Annotated in this window: 12 protein-coding genes; 6 read left to right on the forward strand and 6 right to left on the reverse strand. The window is 66.3% G+C overall.

Going from position 1 to position 16,785, the window contains the following annotated elements:
* Nucleotides 1-17: 17 nt before the first annotated feature.
* The 4 genes from FHW85_RS03410 (at nucleotide 18) to FHW85_RS03425 (ending at nucleotide 7,049) form a co-directional block, all read left to right on the forward strand.
* A complete protein-coding gene (locus FHW85_RS03410; RefSeq protein WP_167256300.1) occupies nucleotides 18-1,160 on the forward strand; it encodes a PilW family protein in 1,143 nt (380 codons plus the stop codon).
* 8 nt (nucleotides 1,161-1,168) lie between these two features.
* Nucleotides 1,169-1,759 carry a hypothetical protein gene (locus FHW85_RS03415; RefSeq protein ID WP_167256298.1) on the forward strand — a complete coding sequence of 197 codons (591 nt, stop codon included), beginning with the start codon at nucleotides 1,169-1,171 and terminating at the stop codon, nucleotides 1,757-1,759.
* Between the two features lie 84 nt (nucleotides 1,760-1,843).
* Nucleotides 1,844-5,752, forward strand: a complete 3,909-nt coding sequence (locus tag FHW85_RS03420) for a PilC/PilY family type IV pilus protein (RefSeq protein ID WP_168647298.1) — start codon at nucleotides 1,844-1,846, stop codon at nucleotides 5,750-5,752.
* 418 nt (nucleotides 5,753-6,170) lie between these two features.
* Nucleotides 6,171-7,049 (forward strand): peptidylprolyl isomerase, encoded by an 879-nt coding sequence (locus FHW85_RS03425; protein ID WP_168647299.1) that lies wholly within the window; start codon nucleotides 6,171-6,173, stop codon nucleotides 7,047-7,049.
* Nucleotides 7,050-7,088: 39 nt separating this feature from the next.
* Here the strand turns inward: FHW85_RS03425 and FHW85_RS03430 are convergent, their stop codons facing one another.
* From FHW85_RS03430 to FHW85_RS03445, 4 genes are all read right to left on the reverse strand, one after another.
* Nucleotides 7,089-8,252 (reverse strand): ROK family transcriptional regulator, encoded by a 1,164-nt coding sequence (locus tag FHW85_RS03430; RefSeq protein WP_167256292.1) that lies wholly within the window; start codon nucleotides 8,250-8,252, stop codon nucleotides 7,089-7,091.
* Nucleotides 8,253-8,284: 32 nt separating this feature from the next.
* Nucleotides 8,285-9,499 carry an MFS transporter gene (locus FHW85_RS03435; RefSeq protein ID WP_168647300.1) on the reverse strand — a complete coding sequence of 405 codons (1,215 nt, stop codon included), beginning with the start codon at nucleotides 9,497-9,499 and terminating at the stop codon, nucleotides 8,285-8,287.
* Nucleotides 9,500-9,561: 62 nt separating this feature from the next.
* Nucleotides 9,562-10,809, reverse strand: a complete 1,248-nt coding sequence (locus FHW85_RS03440) for a phosphodiester glycosidase family protein (RefSeq protein ID WP_168647301.1) — start codon at nucleotides 10,807-10,809, stop codon at nucleotides 9,562-9,564.
* Nucleotides 10,799-13,519 carry a TonB-dependent receptor gene (locus FHW85_RS03445; RefSeq protein WP_168647302.1) on the reverse strand — a complete coding sequence of 907 codons (2,721 nt, stop codon included), beginning with the start codon at nucleotides 13,517-13,519 and terminating at the stop codon, nucleotides 10,799-10,801. Before FHW85_RS03445 ends, FHW85_RS03440 begins: the two co-directional genes overlap by 11 nt.
* Before the next feature lie 274 nt (nucleotides 13,520-13,793).
* Here FHW85_RS03445 and FHW85_RS03450 point away from each other — a divergent pair, with 274 nt between their 5' ends.
* Both FHW85_RS03450 and FHW85_RS03455 read left to right on the forward strand, forming a co-directional pair.
* Complete coding sequence (locus FHW85_RS03450; protein WP_168647303.1) at nucleotides 13,794-15,029, forward strand: glycerophosphodiester phosphodiesterase family protein; 1,236 nt, start codon at nucleotides 13,794-13,796, stop codon at nucleotides 15,027-15,029.
* A gap of 232 nt (nucleotides 15,030-15,261) precedes the next feature.
* A complete protein-coding gene (locus tag FHW85_RS03455) occupies nucleotides 15,262-15,987 on the forward strand; it encodes a peptidylprolyl isomerase (RefSeq protein ID WP_168647304.1) in 726 nt (241 codons plus the stop codon).
* A 56-nt stretch (nucleotides 15,988-16,043) separates the two neighbouring features.
* Here the strand turns inward: FHW85_RS03455 and FHW85_RS03460 are convergent, their stop codons facing one another.
* On the reverse strand, nucleotides 16,044-16,352 hold the full coding sequence (locus FHW85_RS03460; protein ID WP_168647305.1) for a YciI family protein: 309 nt from the start codon (nucleotides 16,350-16,352) through the stop codon (nucleotides 16,044-16,046).
* A 10-nt stretch (nucleotides 16,353-16,362) separates the two neighbouring features.
* Nucleotides 16,363-16,785: NAD(P)H-dependent oxidoreductase (locus FHW85_RS03465; RefSeq protein ID WP_168647306.1), on the reverse strand; the 423-nt coding region annotated here is incomplete at its 5' end.

Below are 16,785 nucleotides of genomic sequence, written 5' to 3' on the forward strand. Positions count from 1 at the left end.
TCGAACCAAGGCGCCCCATGCGGAACCTCGAACGCCGCGGCGGCAGCGCCGCCGCCTATTGCACGGGCCTGTCGCTGGTCGAGCTGATGGTGGGCATGCTCATCAGCCTGATCTGCGTGCTGGGGATGATGTCGGCCTTCTCGGTCTACGAGGGGCGCAAGCGCACCATCACCAGCGGCAGCGACGCGCAGCAGAACGGGCTGTATTCGATGTTCGAACTGGAGCGCCAGATCCGGACGGCCGGTTCGGGCATGACCCAGGGCTTCAACTATGGCCTGTGGGGTTGCTCGATCACCGCCTATGGCGGCAACGCCAGGAAACTGCCGAGCGCCACCGCCATGCCGGCGGCATTCGCGGCCTGGCCGTCGGCCACGCCGGTGAAGATGCGCGCGGTGCCCTTGCTCATCGCCAGCGGCGGCAGCGACTCCGCCGGCCATGCCAGGCCCGACACGCTGGCCATCGTCGGCGGCAATCCGGCGATCACGGTATTCAGGGCCAGCGTGACCAGTGCGCCCGGCACCGCGGCCGTCACGCTGGACAACAGCTTCGGCTTCGCGGCGAACGACTATGTGCTGGCGACGACCAGCGCCGGCGAATGCTCGCTGGCCCGGATCGCCAGCGCTTCGTCGTCCGCCAGCCAGCTGACGCTGTCCGCGGCGGACACGCCGCCGACCGGGCTGGCGGCCAACGGCAATGCGTTCGACCTCGGGCCGCGGCCGGCGATCAGCCTGTATGGCGTGGATGCCGCCACCAGCACGCTGGTTGCCTACGATGCGCTCGGACGCGACGGCGCCGCGCCGGTCACCATCGCGGACGGCATCGTGCAGCTCAAGGCCTTGTACGGCGTGGACAGCGACGGCGACGACGTGGTGGATACCTGGGTCCAGCCCAGCGGCGACTGGGCCATCGACAAGCTCAGCGCCAACCAGGGCGCCGCCGCCGCGGCCTTCTCCAAGATCAAGGCGGTGCGCATCGCCGTGGTGGCGCAGAGCCTGCTGCCGGAACGCGCCACCGATTACACCGGCGCGTCGACGCTGACCTTGTTCGGCGATCTTCCCGCGGACCTGCGCTACACGGTCGGGGTGCAGCCGCAATACCGCTACAAGGTCTACGACACCGTGATCCCGATCCGCAACGCCATCATCGCCCGCCATTTCTGAGCCCGTCCATGACCGCCCACATCACCCGTACGGGGCCGGGCAACCGGCCAGGCCGCCAGCGCGGCGTCATCTCCACGGTCATCGCCGTCATCGTGCTGCTGATCACGCTGATGGCCGCGGTCGCGCTGATGCGTTCGGTGGATACCGGCAACAGCATCGCGGGCCGCCTCGGCTTCAAGCAGCAGGTCACGCAGGAGGCCGAACTGGCCTACCAGGATGCGGTGGCCGGCGCGGCCGCCTATCTCGGGCAGGCCGGCGAGGCCGACAAGGCGGATATCGGTTACTACGCCACGCCGCAGGCCAGCGATGCCCGCGGCATACCCACGGCGCTGATCGCCAGCACCGCCGGCAAGCGGCTGCAGGCGCCGGACACCAAGGACGACATCCGCTACACGGTCGAACGGCTTTGCCCTCAGGCCGGTCCTGCCTTGACCGTCGCGCCCAATGCCTGCCTCGTGCCCGCGGCGACGATCAACGGCGGTTCGACGTCCGGCAACCAGGGCGGATTCGGCTCGGGCGCGCAGGCGGCCTACCGCCTGACCGTCCGGGTCGAAGGACCCAAGCATGCGGTCAGCTATGTGCAGACCATCATGCGCTGACCGCCGGCGGCGCTTCGCCACGCTCGAACCACGGTGTCCGCGCGCGGGCACACGCATCGCCCATCACGAACCATGGGGAAAGCCATGATTAGTCTTCTTCGCCCGCTCGCTGTTTCGCGCACCGGCGGCCTGCTGCTGGCGCTGGCGCTGACTTCGATGGCCGGAGCGGCCGCGGCCGATACGCCGCTGGCGAACCTCCCCATCGGCACCGCTTCCACCGTGCCCGCCAACATGATCCTGGCATTGTCGGTCGAATACCCCACCGGCACCGTGGCGGCGTACAAAAGCACCACCTACGACTACACGTTTCCCTACCTGGGATATTTCGACAGCGGCAAGTGCTACGACTACGACGAGACCAAGCAATGGTTCACGCCGACGCGGTTCACCGTTTCGGCGTCCGGAAGCTGCATCAGCGGAGGCAAGAAGGCGCATTGGAGCGGCAACATGCTCAACTGGGCGACGATGACCGCGCTCGATGAGTTCCGCCAGAGCCTGACCGGCGGCAATCGCAGCGTCGACAGCCACTCCGCCACCGTGCTGCTGCGCTCCAACCTCAACAGCCAGAGCTACGTCGGCAATTTCCCGGACCGCTCGCTGAGCGGCGCGCTCGCCGCCGCGACGGTGGGCGACGACAAGTTCAACAACGCCACTGTCTATCTGCGCTCGGCCGGGCAGGGCTCGTCCTTCCTGATTTCCGACAACGCCAACTTCAGCACCGACAACCAGGGCAAGGTGGCCACCTACGTCGCCGCGGTGCGCGTGTGCGTCGAGGGCAGGCTGGAGAGCAACTGCAACTCCGCGCACAAAGCCACGGACTATCCCAACGCGGGCAGGTACAACAAGCCGGAAGGCCTGATCCAGCAGAACTTCTCCAAGATCCGCGTCGGTGCGGCCGGCTACGCCTTCGTGCAGGGCGACGGGCCCGCCAATGGCGCGGTGCGCGCGCTGATCCACGACAACGGCCCCACCGCGTACAACGGCAACGGCGCCAGGAGCGCCAACCCGAGCGCCGAATGGGATGGCGACACCGGCATCTTCGCCGCCAATCCGGATGCGGCCAACGGCAAGGGCAGGGCGCCCGGCGGCGGCGACGCCAGCACGACCGGCGCGATCAACTATCTCAATAAATTCGGCTACGACAACGGCTACGAGCTGTACGACACGCTCGGCGATCTGTACTGGGCATCGCTGGCCTACCTGATGCACGTGAAGCTGGACGACAGCTACACCAAGGGTATTTCCGCGACGAACAGCATGGACGTGGGTTTCCCCGTCTATGGCGGCCTGCTTCCCGATCCGATCGCCTATACCTGCCAGGCCAATGCCATCGTCACCATCGGCGACTCGCATACCTGGTACGACACGCGCGTGCCCAGCTCGGGCGGGCCGACGCCGAGTTCGGCCGTGCGCGGCGCACTGGCGCCGGTCAACGGAGCCGATGCGGCTGCCTATGTCGACAAGCTGGGCAATCTGCCGCTGATCGAAACCGCGCCCAAGGTCACCATGGCGAGCCTGTTCGGTCCGAACGTCCGGCTCAGCACCAAGCTGGCTCCGAACGGCACGGGCGACTCCACCTACAACATGGCGGGCCTGGCGTATTTCGCCCACATCAGCGATATCCGCGCCGATCTGAGCGCCAAGCAGACGGTGGATACCTACACCGTGGACGTGCTGGAGCCGGGCCCGTATGACGGCACGGCCGGCGCGGAGATCTACAATCCTTCCCGATTCAACTGGTGGCCTTTTGCGGGGCCCAACATGTACTGGCTCGCCGCCAAGTACGGCGGCTTCGACGACGTCAACGGCGACGGCATTCCCGCCAACGTGCTGACCTGGCATACCAACAGCACCACGGCGGCCGGCAACGATCTTCGTCCGGACAATTATTTTCCCGGCAATCGCCCGGATCTGATCCAGGCCGGACTGGCGCAGATCTTCAAACGGGTGTCCGATACCTCGCAGAGCGCGGCGGGTCCGGGCGTCACTTCCACGCGCGTACTCACCAATGTGGCGGCTGGCGCGACCAAGGGCCCGTACTACTCGCCGGTGAGCGGCTTCCCCGTCTACACGGTCAGCTACGCGCCCAGCAACTGGACGGGCGAAGTTTCAGGCTTCGTCGCCACGGCGAAGCTGCCCGGCGACGTCACGGCGGTCACCGGCAGCCCGAGCTGGAGCGCACAGGCGAAGCTCGACGCGCTGGCGCACGCGGTCGATGCGGCCGGCGCCAAGCATGGTTGGGACACGGGGCGGCGCATCATCACCTCCAACGGCCGCGCCGGCGTCGCTTTTCGCTACGGCTCGCTCGGCTCCAGCCAGCAGAGCCAGCTCAGCAGCGACCAGGTCAACTACCTGCGCGGCGACCAGAGCAACGAAGGCGCGGCCTTCCGCGTGCGCCAGCACATCCTCGGCGACATCGTCCATTCCGAAGCGGTGCTGGTGCAGGATGCCTTGTCGCCGAAGTACAGCGAGGCGTCCAACCCCGGCTATGCGGCCTTTGCCCAGTCCGCGGCGAGCCGCGCTCCGGTGGTTTACGTCGGCGCCAACGACGGCATGCTGCATGCCTTTGCCGCGGATTTCTCCAGCGCCACCACGACCAACCCGGTTACCGGCGGCGGCAGCGAGCTGTTCGCCTATGTACCGGCGCTGCTCTACAAGGGGCCCAGCGGCAACGCGCAGGTCGATGGACTGGCGGCGCTGAGCAATCTCAACGGCGTCAGCAGCAATAACTTCGCGCATCATTTCTATGTCGACCAGACGCCGCAGGCGGCCGACGCGGACTTCGCCTTCACCGCCACCTCTTCCGGCAGCCCGCCGGCGTCCGCCACCGCCGGCACGGCGAACTGGCACACCATGCTGGTCGGGGGACTCGGCAAGGGCGGCAAGGGTTATTACGCCCTGGACGTGACCACCGTGCCGTCCGCCATCGATGCGGTCAGCAGCAGCGCCGCCACCGAAACGGCGCTGGCCAGCGGCAAGGTGCTGTGGGAATTCACCGACAGCGACATGGGCTTTTCCTATGGCAAGCCGGTCGTGGCGAAAACCCGCAAGTACGGCTGGGTGGTTCTGCTGACGTCGGGCTACAACAACGCTTCGGGCCACGGCCATCTGTACGTCGTCAACGCCAGGACCGGCGCGCTGCTCGAAACGCTCGACACTCCGGATGCCGGCACGCCGGGCAATCCGAGCGGCCTGGCCCAGGCGACCGCTTTCACCCGGGACGTCACCGACAACACGGTCGAGCAGGTCTATGCGGGCGACTTGCTGGGCAACGTGTGGCGTTTCGATCTTTCCGGCACGGATGCTTATCCCAAGCCCACCTTGCTGGCGACCTTGACGGATGGCAGCAAGGCGCAGCCGGTCACCACGGCTCCGCGCGTGGAACTGGACATCAACGCCTCGGGCCTGGGCACGCGCCGCTGGGTCTTCGTCGGCACGGGCAAGGCGCTGGACGCGAGCGATCTGTCGGACTCGCAGCAGCAGACCATGTACGCCCTGCGCGATGGCGACACCGTCGCGCCCTCGGCGGCCACCTCGCCGATCACGCGCGCGGACCTGCAGCGGATCGCCGACATGACCAAGGGCGCGACCATCGCCGACTCGGCCAAGGGCTGGTACTACGACCTGACCGGTTCGGCCGGCGCCAACGGCGGCTCGGAGCGCATCGTGGCCGATCCGGATGCAGCGGCAGGCACCTTCACCGTGGCCTGGGCCACCATGACGCCGTCGTCGGATCCGTGCTCCCTGCAAGGCAATATCTACGCCGCGAATTTCGGCACCGGACAGTCCGCGCTGCTGGACGCAGCGGGCAACGTGGTGAAATCGCTGACCACCGAATCGGCACCCACCAAGCTGCAGGAAGTGAAACTGCCCAACGGCAACCTGGCGCTGCTGTACGGCCAGGCGGGATTGCCGCCGCAGGTGGCACGCATGCGCCAGGGCACCTCAGGCAACGGTATCCAGCGGGTCAACTGGCGCGAGGTGCTGGAATAAGGCGCAAGCGGCGGCGGCCCGCACTGCCGCAGCGCGGCCGCCGCGCCATGCGCGGTGGCCGTGCGCCATGCCGAGCGCCGCCCTCGCTACTGTCATTTCGGGCCAATCTGCGCGGCCAACCGCGCTCGCCATTTTCAGGAAAGTATTTTGTAACTTTGCGTTATAAATATAGCGGCATCGGACGCGCCCGAAGCAGCGGGCCGGCTGGACGCAATAACGCAATTACTTTCTGAAGGGTGGATATGAAAAGGCGCTCGGAACGCTCGATGACCTGCAAAAGAAGTATCTCCGCAACGGGACCTGCCTGATGCAATAGCGGCTTCCCGTTTCTTTCGACGCCGGTGCGCTGCCGCGGAAGCTCCGGAGCGGCGCACTTCCGTACACGCACTTTTTGCGGAAATCATCCCGGGTTCCCCCTATGTCCAGCCATCGCGCCTTGTTTTCGCTATTCGTAAGTGCATCACTGGTTGTCGTTTCCACGGCGGTGCTTTCGGGCACCGGGAAGGATGCCGTCGTGCTGTCCATCGGCAAGGAACAATGGACTTCAAGCCAGTTCCGGCAGCTCATGGACAGCACCCCGCCGCAGATAAAAACGGCGGCCGTCGACGACCCGGCGGCCTTCGCCAAAAAGTTTTCCGAAATGCATCTGCTGGCGAGCCTGGCCGCATCGCGGCATCTGGAAAACGATCCGGATATCCGACGCAAGATCGAGTGGCTTCGCCAGGGGGTGCTTGCCAATGCCGCCCGCGATGAGCTCTATCGCACCGCACAGGTAAGCGACGATGAGGCGAAGCGCTATTACGATGCGCATGCCGGCGACTTCGTCGACTACACCTTGCAGCACGTGGTGATCCGCTACCACGCGTCCGACATCCCGCTGCGGCAGGGGCAGCAGGACATCGGCGAGGCCGAGGCTCGCGCGCAATCCGAAGAGCTGCGCAAGCAGCTGATGGCCGGCAAGGACTTCTCGGCCATCGTCGAGCAGCACACCGACGATCTCAGTTCCAAGGCCGACGATGGTGTGCTGCCGGAAACGGCTTCGCGCAATCTCCTGCCCGAGATCGCGCTGGGCATCGCCAAGCTGAAGGAGGATGAAATTTCCCAGCCGATCAGGACGACCTTCGGTTATCACCTCGTGCGCGTCATGAAGCGCTCGCAGAATACGTTCGAGGATGCGAAGCCTCATATCGTGATTCTGCTGAAGAACGAAGAAGTCACCCGGCAGATCGAGGCCTTGAAGCAAGCCCATCCGACGACCTTCGATGCCGCTCTTCTTGGCCATGCTCCAGGCGGGTGAACCTGGCCCGCGGGAAGCCCGGGGCGGGATGGAGCGGCTTCAATGAAAGAAGCATTCCTTGAACGGCAGGCTCGCCGCGCCCAAGGCCACCGCATCGAACGGCGCCTCCGCCAGCACGATTGACGGTTGCGGGCGCGCGCGCCCGCGCCGCGACACATTGTCGATGGCGATGCGCGGCATCAGCCGCTGTGCGAGATCCGTCGGAATGCGCCCGCCCAGCACCACGGCCTGCGGATCGACGATGGCGACCACCGCCGAGGCGATCACCGAAAGCCCCGGCGCCACGCGTTCGATCCAGCGCTCGATCGCGGGCCAGCGCGGGTCGTAGTGCTCGACCAGCGCCTGGATGTCGGCCAGCGCCACGCCATCCTTCACCAGCATCGCGCGCAGCGTTTCCAGCGCGGCGCGTTCCAGCCCCAGCGCCGGCAGCATGCCGGCGAATTCACCCGCATTGCCATGCGCGCCGCGCGCGCAGCGGCCGTCCATGATCAGGCCGCCGCCGAAGCCGTGGCCGAAATAAAAGTAGGCGAAGTCGCGATAGCGATGCCCCACGCCATGCAGGCTTTCGCCGATGGCGGCGACACTGCCGTCGTTGTCCAGCCATACCGGATGGCCCATCGCGTCGGCGAGCAGGGCATCTACCTCGAGCAGCGCCAAACCTTCCAAAGGATCGGGCGGATTGACCTTGGAGCCGTCGCCGACGAAGAAGCCGGTCAGGCCCAGGCCCACGCCGAACACGCTGTCCTCGTCCACCTCGCTCTTGCGCAGCAGCCGCTCGGCCAGCGTGCGGATCCGCCGCAGCAGCGCGGCGCGACCGGTGGCGCGCATCGGCTCCTGGTGCTGGCCGAGCACGTTGCCGGCGAAATCCATCAGCGCCAGCGCGATCGAATCGGTGGTGATCGATACGCCGATCGCATGCGCATAGCCAGGCACCAGGGTCACCGCCGCGGCCGGTTTGCCGCGCCCTTGCGAGCGCGTTTCGCCCAGCTCCAGCATGCCGCGATCGACCAGCTCGTCGACCAGCCGCATCACGGACTGCGCGGTAAGACCGGTGGCGCGTACCAGGTCGGCGCGCGTGGTGGTGCCGAGGCGGCGCACCAGGTCGAGCAGGTCGCGCTCGTTGGCGGAGACAGCGACGCCGCTGTCGGCATCGCGCAGGAAGTCCGGATGCAGCTGGCGGGCGAACGGCGTGGGTGCGGCCATGAGCGTGTAGCGAATCCTTCGGGTCAACGGACTTATGGTAGCGGGCCTTGGCCTGGACGCCATGCGATCCACGCCGTGGCCAGTCCGCACAAGCCCATGCTGGCGGCCATCGGCAGGTCCGAGTGCTCCATCGAGGCGGCCAGCAGCCAGCCGGCCAGGGCGGCCGGCACCGCCAGCAGCACGCCGGACAGCGCGGAAGCGGTGCCGGCGCGTTCGGGAAAGTGTTCGCTCACCGCGGCCTGTCCGCAGGATTGGTGGATGGCGTGGCCGAACACGTAGAAGCACTGCGGCGCAATGATCGCCCAGGCGGCGTGCACGCCCAGCAGCACCAGCAAGGTCATGGCCGCGCCGCCGCCGAGCGTAAGCGCGGCCGCGCGCGCCAGCGTGGCGCGCAGGCCCAGCCGGTGCAACCAGCGGCGGCAGACGAAGGTGCCGGCCATATGCACCAGCGAGCCGCCGGCCAGCACCAGGGCGTAGCGCTGCGGCGACATGCCGAGCCGCACGATCAAGGCATACGAGGAGCCGGCCAGGAACAGGTAGTGGCCGACATAGCTGCTCGCGGTAAGTCCGGTGTAGTGGCGGAACGATGGGTGGCGCAGCATGGCGCGCCACGCGCCCGGCGGCCAAGCCGTGGGCAGGCCGACCGAAGGCAGCGTTTCGCCGATCTTCGCGCCGACCAGCAGCAGGGCCGCCGCGCCGAAAGCGGCGATCGCCGCGAGCGTCGCCTGCACGCCCGCCTGCGCGTACAGCCAGGCGCCCACCGGCGGACCCAGCAGCGAGATCACGCCCAGCCACGAGAACGCCACGGACAAATGGTGCACGCGGTCGTTCAGCGCATGCAGGTCGCGCAGCATCGCGCGGCAGGCCACGCCGGCGGCGGCCACGCCCAGGCCCTGGGCGGCGCGGCAGGCGAGGAACAGGCCGTACTCGCGCGTGCTCATCAGGCCGATGCTGGCAAGGAGGAACATGGCCAGCCCCGCCAGCAGCACCGGACGGCGGCCCCAGCGGTCGGTGGGCATGCCCCACAGCCATTGCCCGATACCGAAGCTTGCCACCGCCGCCGCCAGAGTGTGCTGCGCCTGCGCCGCATCGATACCCAGCATCGCCTGCAGTGCCGGCAGCGCAGGCAGGTACAGATACATGGCAGTGGGATGCAGCCCCAGCATCAGCACGATCGCCGTCATCAGCACGGCGGGCGAGGCGGCGCGGCCGGAGCGGATGGCGATGGACAGGGCGGCAGGCGACATGCGGATACGGCAACCGGCGGCGGGATCTGAACTGCGCATCGTGCGCGCCGCCGGTTGCCGCTTCATGGCACCGCGTCGATGCGCAGGCCCAGATGGTTGCCCACGGGGCGTTCGCGCCCGGGGACGCCGGTATGGATCGGGCTGTTGACCACGGCCGGCTCGCCGCCGCGGCGTAGCACCATGGTGGAGGAGCCGCCGCCGTCCATGTTCATCGCCGCGTCCGCGCCGAGCTCGCGCAGCAGCGCGGTGAGCTCGGGCAGGGTCATGCCCTCGCTGTAGCCGGCCTGGCGGCCGTCCACCACCACCCACCACATGCGCCGGCGCGCCTTGTCCAGGCCGATGGCGGTGCGCGGTTCGGTCTGCAGGTAATAGTCGCGGCGCTTCGGTTCCAGCGCCTGCGTCTTGCCGCCGAGCATCAGCACCGGGCCGGCGCCGACCGCTTCGGTGGTGCCGGCCGGACAGGCGTGCAGCGTGATCGCCACGTGCCGGCCCTGGATGCACAGCGAGCCGTTCGAGCGCGGGTCGCCGCTGGCATAGCCGGAATCGAGGTGGCCGCGGGCGATGGATACGCCGTCCACCGTCACCGGCTGGCCGGCGGCGGGCACGTAGGGTTTGTCCAGCAGGTGGCCGCCGTCGAAGGGCAGGAAGTAGGTGGCGTTGATCGCGGCGGTGAGCTGTTCGCGGCGGGCGAACGACGAGGTCTTTTCGGCCACGAACTCGCTTGCGCCGTCGGGCACGCCCGGCGTGGTGACGAACGACAACCCCGGCGTGGTCAGGTCGATTTCCAGCACGTGCACCATCATCGGGCGCGGTGCATTGCGCGCCATATGCCAATAGCTCAGGCCCGGTGCGAAGGTGTCGGGCGCAGCGTCGCCGATGGGGCGTTCGAGCATGGGCTGCACCTGCACGCGGGCGGCGGCGTCGGCCTGCAGCACGGCGGCCTGCACCTCGTCCAGCAGCGCGGGCGAGGTCTGCAGCACCAAGGCGGGCGCCGGCTTGAGCGCAAGTGCATCGGCGAGCGCTACGCAATCGGCGCCGGGCTGGCATGCGGTTTGCGCGTAGCTCGATGCCGCGTAAGGCGCGCCGCCCGGCCCGGAGCGCACCGGCAGCGCGACCGCCTGCAGGCCCTTGTGCGCGCACTGGCGCAGCGCGGCCAGCACGTCGTGCGGCTGCGCGTTCCAGCAGGTGGCGTCGGCGATGACGGGAATGACGGGCACGGCGGCCTTGGCCGGCGGTGCGGCTTCCTGCGCATGGGCGACGGTTGCGGCAAGACAGGCGGCCAGGACGGCGCGGCGGAAATCAGAACGCATAGGTAGCTCCGAGGAAATAGGCACGGCCGTTGTCCAGCTCTTCCTTGATCAGCGCCTGGCCCGGGCCGATCACGCGCGTGGGCCGCGCATTGGCCAGGTTCTTGCCCTGCACCAGGAAGCTGAGATGGCGGTCGACGGCGTAGCGCAGCTGCGCGTCATAGGTCTGCAGGGGCGCGTAGTACACGTCGTTGGCGGGGTTGTCGGTGGCGAAGCTGATCGGCATCTTGCCGGTGCGGTTGGCGCTGAGCTGCGCGCTGAAGGCGCCGTCGCTGTACATCAGCGAGGCATTGAAGAGGCTGCGCGCGGCGCCGGTCAGCATCGGCAGGGTGCGGCGGCTGCCGTCGTTCATGGCGATGGCCGGGCCGTCCATATCCAGCAAGGTGGCATTGAAGGTGGCGCCGAAGCGGTCGAACGGCGCCGGCAGAAAATCGAAATGCAGGTCGGCCAGGCCGAGCTCCAGCCCGCGCACCTTGGCGGTGCTGGCGTTCTGCGCCTGGGTGGTGGTGACCTGCCAGGTGCCGCTCAGCCCGCCGGGGTTGGTCTGCGTGGTGGTGCTGCTCAAATTGACGATCTCGTGCTTGATGTCCTTCTGGAACAGCGCCAGCGACACCATCGCATCGCGCGAGGCATACCACTCCAGCGACAGATCGAGATTGGTCGATTGGCGCGGCCGCAGCTGCGGGTTGCCCAGCGTCTGCGAGATGGTGCCGGCGGCCGGGCTGACGGAGGGCGTGCTGTTCTGCGCCAGCGCGGCATAGGTGGCGCGGCCCAGCGTCTGGCTGGCGCCGGCGCGCAGCAGCAGGTCCGGCGCCAGGTGATACGTGGCGATGGCCGAAGGCAGCAGCTTGCCGTAGCTGCGCTCGACGCTTTGCCTGGCGAACTGCGTAAGGCTGTTGAGCGGCGAGGGCAGGGTGTTCTGCACGGTCTGCTTCGTATCCTCATGGCGCAGGCCGCCGAGCGCCGTCCAGGTATCGTCGCGATAGCCGCCCATCACGTAGGCGCTGTCGATCGCTTCCTTGATGTTGAAGTCGCCGATCGCGCTGTTGCGTGCGTTGGTGGTCGCGAGCGCGTAAGCATCCGGATGCGCGGCGACATAGGCATCGACCTTGTCCGGATCGATCAGCAGCATGCTCTGGCCGGCGCCGTCGTAAGGATGGAAGCGCGTGTCTTCGGTGCCGATGGCCGCGAGCGACACATTGCGCGTCGGTACATAGCCGGTTTCGTCCAGGCCATAGCGCTGCTGCAGGTTGCGGTGCTCCACGCCGGCCTTGTAGCCCCAGCCGCTGGCGTCTTCCTGCAGGTTGTGGGTGAAGTCGGCCTTGAGCGTGAGCAGGCCGGAGCGGCTGCGTTCCATGCGCGACAGGTAGCTGGTCTGCGCGTAGTTGGCCGGGTCGAGGAAGTAAGCCGGATTGGCGGGGGAGAACAGTGCGACGTCGCCCGGCACTGCGCGATAGGCAAATCCAAGCTTCGACGAGGCCGCGCTGGTAAAGACGTCTTCCTTGGTCGACTGCCGATAGCTGCCGGCGGCGTAGTTCGCCACCAGGTCGAGCTGGCTGCGCTCGGCCGGCTCGTAGCTGCCGCCCAGTTCCAGGTACTGGATGCGCCGCACCTGGTCGTAATGGTCGTAGTCCGCCTGCGCCGAGCCCTTGGTAAAACTGCCCGTGGTGGGCGAATCGAACGTGGCCGGGCCGACGCGGTTGAGGAACTGCGTGCGGCGCTGCTCGTCGTTCTCGTGCTGGAAATAGCCGGCGGTGAGATGCGCCTGCAGGTTCTGGTGGTTGTCGTATTCGAACTTGCCGAACAGCGCCTGGCGCGTGCGCACGTTGTCGTAGGTGAGCCAGCGGTGGCGGTCCGGCACGGCGGCGAGGCCGTCGAGATCGTCCGAGGGCTTCAGCGTGGAACCGGTGCCGGCCGCGTTCTGGCGCAGCGAGGACAGGGTCTGCGTGCCGCCGGTGTAGCGGTAGTAGCCATCGCTGTCCATCGCGGTGTCGAGCGAAGAGGAGTCGCGGCGGAAGTAACTGCCCGACAGCACGAAGCCGAATTGCCGATCCGCGCCGAAGGTATTGCTGAGCGTCCCCTCGACCTGGCCGGAGGGCCTGGAATCGGCAACCACGCGCCGGTTGTCCCAGTGGGCCAGGTCAGCGCGACCGGCGGCGAACAGGCCTGGCGAGTCGAACGCGCTGCGCGTGCGCAGATTGGTGATGCCGCCCACGGCGTTGCCGGTCATGTCGGGCGTCACCGTCTTGTAGATGCTCACCTGCCGCGCCAGCGAAGACGGCAGCACGTCCAGCGAGACATTGCGCGAGGTGGTCTCGGTGGAGGGCAGGGCGACGCCGTCCACGGTCACCGCGTTGTAGTCCGGATTGAGGCCGCGCAGGTTGAGGAACTGCGCCTCGCCGCGGCCGTTGTTGATGGTCATGGCCACACCCGGGATACGCTGCACCGCTTCGCCCAGGCCGAAGTCCGGAATCGAGCCGATCTCGTCGGCGGATACGCCGTCGGAGATGCCCGGCGCGGCGCGCTTCTCGGCCATGGCCTGTTCGGTGGACAGCACCTTGCCGGTGACCTTCACCCCATCCAGCGCGACCGCGTCGGCCGGCGTGGGCGCGCTCTGCGCGCCGACCTGGCCCACGGCCAGCGCCAGCGCGGTAAGTGCGAAAAGCTGCCCGTGGCGCGCGCTGGCGCGGCGGGATCTTGCGTCGAAGCCCATGGATGCGATTCCCCGGCATGGACCATCCATGCGTTGCCGGGCAATTTAATCACTTTATGTGAATAAATTTTGACGGGTCCTGCGGAAGCGCTCTGTCGAACCCCTTTTTGATTAGTCACTTCAGGCCAATTTTCGGCGCGAGCGGCGTGGGTCACATGCTGGAAATATTTAATCACTATTGGTGATAAATACTCATGAGGCCCTCGGGGCGCTCGATGAGACGCAGGGTTCGTCAGCCGCAACAACATCGCGATCAACTTTTCGAAGGACGGATATGAAACAACGAGTAACACGAACGGCAATGCGTGGTCTTACCTGTCTTCTGATGGCCGCTGTCGCCATCGGGCTGTACTCGGGGAAAGCCGCCGCGGCGTCCGGGCCGTGCGTCTATAACAACGACAGGATTATTTCGACCTGGCGAAATCTGGCGAACTATCCAAGCATGGTGATCGTGATTGCGCACCGCGGCTGGTGGGGAAGCCACCCGGGCACATCGAACTCCTGCGGCGCCAATGTCAGCGCCAGCTGGACCGGGATGCCGGAAAATTCCTGGTATGGCGTGCTCGCGGGATTAAGCACCGGCTTCGAGGCGGCGGAGGTGGACATCAAGATGACCAAGGACGGGATCCCGATCTTGATGCACGATTTTACGCTTGGACGTACCACCAACATCTATCAGGTCGAAGGCGGCAAGAAGTTCGATCCTTACGGCGGCACGGGCGTGAATCCGCGCGTCGATCAGACCAACTGGTTCGGTACGATCGAACGAACGAAGCTGCTTACGCCGGATCGAAAGAACGTCTCCGATGAGGCCGTTCCGGCTTTTGCGCAGCTTCTGGATTACTACAAAGAGGGCGGCTCCAACGGCATCCTGGTGCTCGATGTGAAGGACCGTGCCTCCATGAAAGCCGTATGGCAGCTGATGAACAATCATGTCGACCATCGGGGATCCCTCGCCCGCAACTGGGTGGCGGTCAAGTTCAACATGACCACCTATCCCAATCCGGCAGACCTGGAGGCGGATCTGTACACGTGGGCAGACCCGCATGGAAAGCCCGGGAAATATGAGCCTTTCCTCGGTCTGCCCGTGATCACCAACAACATGCTGGACAAGATGAAGAATCTGCTGGACGTGGAGCAGTCGTACATGCACAAGGACTACACCTTGGGCGTCGAGGTCAACTTGAATCAGCCCGACGGCAGACTGCAGAAGGCCTACACCGCGGTGGGCGATGACCGATATGCGGTTGGCATATTCAATCCCATCGCCGACCCGGGAGCATCTGCGGGCACGGGCGAGAACATGGCGTTTTTCAAGAACACCGGGCAGTGCTGCTACCGGCTCAATACGGTTCGCTACGGAGACAGCCGGGTGGATCGATGGGATTGGAGCTTCCTGTACGGTCTTGGGTACAAGCGCTTCGATTTCATCACCACCGACGAACCCGGAAAAATGCTTGATGACTTGCAGAAGAAGAATCTTCGTAACGGGAACTACTTGATGCAGTAGCGGCTTCCCGCTCCTGCTGCCGCCGTTGCGCCGCCCAGGGAGGTTCCGAGCGGCGCACTTTTTGAAAGAAATTCAGGATTCTTGCATGTCCAGCCGTCGCGCCTTGCTTTCACTAGTTGCCACTGCATCGCTGGTGGTCGTTTCCGCAGAGGTTCTTTCGCGCACGGGGCAGGATGCCGTCGTGCTCTCCATAGGTAAGGAATAATGGACTTCAAGTCAGTTCCAGCAGGTCATGGACGGCACTCCGCCTCAGATCAAAGCAGCGGCTGTCGACGACCCGGCGGCTTTTGCGAAGAAGTTTTCCGAGATGCATCTGCTGGCGGGTCTGGCTGCGTCGCGGCATCTGGAAAACGATCCGGATGTCCGAAGCAAGATTGAATGGCTTCGTCAGGGCGTGCTTGCAAATGCCGCCCGGGATGAGCTCTACCGCACCGCCCAGGTAGGCGACGATGAGGCGAAGCGTTATTACGACGCGCATGCCGGTGACTTCGTCGACTACACCTTGCAGCACCTGGTGATTCGCTACCACGGGTCCGAGATCCCGCTGCGGCAGGGGCAGAAAGACCTAAGCGAAGCCGAGGCGCGCGCGCAATCCGAGGAGCTCAGGCGCCAGCTGCGGGCGGGCCAGGATTTTTCAAAGCTCATCGAGCAGCGAACCGACGATCTGAGTTCCAAGGCCGACGATGGGGTCTTGCCCGAAACAGCTTCGCGTCATCTGTTGCCCGAGATCGCCCTGGGTATAGCCGCGCTGAAGGAAGATGAAATTTCCCAGCCGATCAGGACGGGCTTCGGCTATCACCTCGTGCGCGTCGTCAAGCGGACGCAGAATACGTTCGAGGATGCCAAGCCCCATATCGTCATTCTCCTGAAAGATGCTGACGTAGACCGGCAGATCGAGGCCTTGAAGCAGGATCATCCCACCCGGTTCGATGCCAGCCTTCTGAGTCGGCGCGATTGACTCCTATCGCTATTGACGAGGTGGTAACCCGCTCGCCCCGCTGCATGTCATCGGCCTCATGGAGCTTTTGCTTCCGGCGCCCAGGCCGCAGGAAAAGCCTGGGCGCGACAAGCGGCATGGAACGACAGCACGTCGGTGCGAACCAGCCCGTGCACGCGAAACGAATCGCGCTCCAGCATATCGTCCAGCTCGCTGCGGCTTTCGCAGTGCGCCAGGATCGCTCCGCCATCGCCGGTTTCCAGCGGACCGGCTGCGATGATGCGCCCGGCCCGCGCGTGTTCGATCAGCCAATCCCGGTGCGTGCCGAGATGCGCCTGGATGTCTTGCTGAGCACGCAGATAAGTAAGTGTGACGACATAAAGCATGGCGGACTCCTCAGGCGGCCGCGGCGGGATCGAACGTCCGGCCGATCGCTTGATGCGCGGCCTGCAGCGCGGCGGCGCGGATCTCGCCGCCCCTGGTAAGGCGCTCGGCACGCACGATGCGCACGTCGCCGATGCCCATGAAACCGAACATGGCCTGCAGGTATGCCTCCTGGCAATCCATGGCGGCCGCGGGGCCTTCGGAATACATGCCGCCGCGCGTGGAGGCGACCAGGACCGTCTTGCCGCCGGCGAGTCCCACGGGCCCATGCTCCGTGTACTTGAACGTGCGGCCCGGCTGTGTCACGCGATCGATCCACGCCTTCAGCTGGGTAGCCACCGAAAAGTTGTACATCGGCGCGCCGATGACGATCAGCTCGCTGGCGACGAATTCGCTCACCAGCGTTTCCGAGCGCGCGTGCTCGGCGAGCGTGGC

It is taken from the genome of Dyella sp. SG609 (assembly GCF_012275375.1).
GTDB lineage: Bacteria > Pseudomonadota > Gammaproteobacteria > Xanthomonadales > Rhodanobacteraceae > Dyella_D > Dyella_D marensis.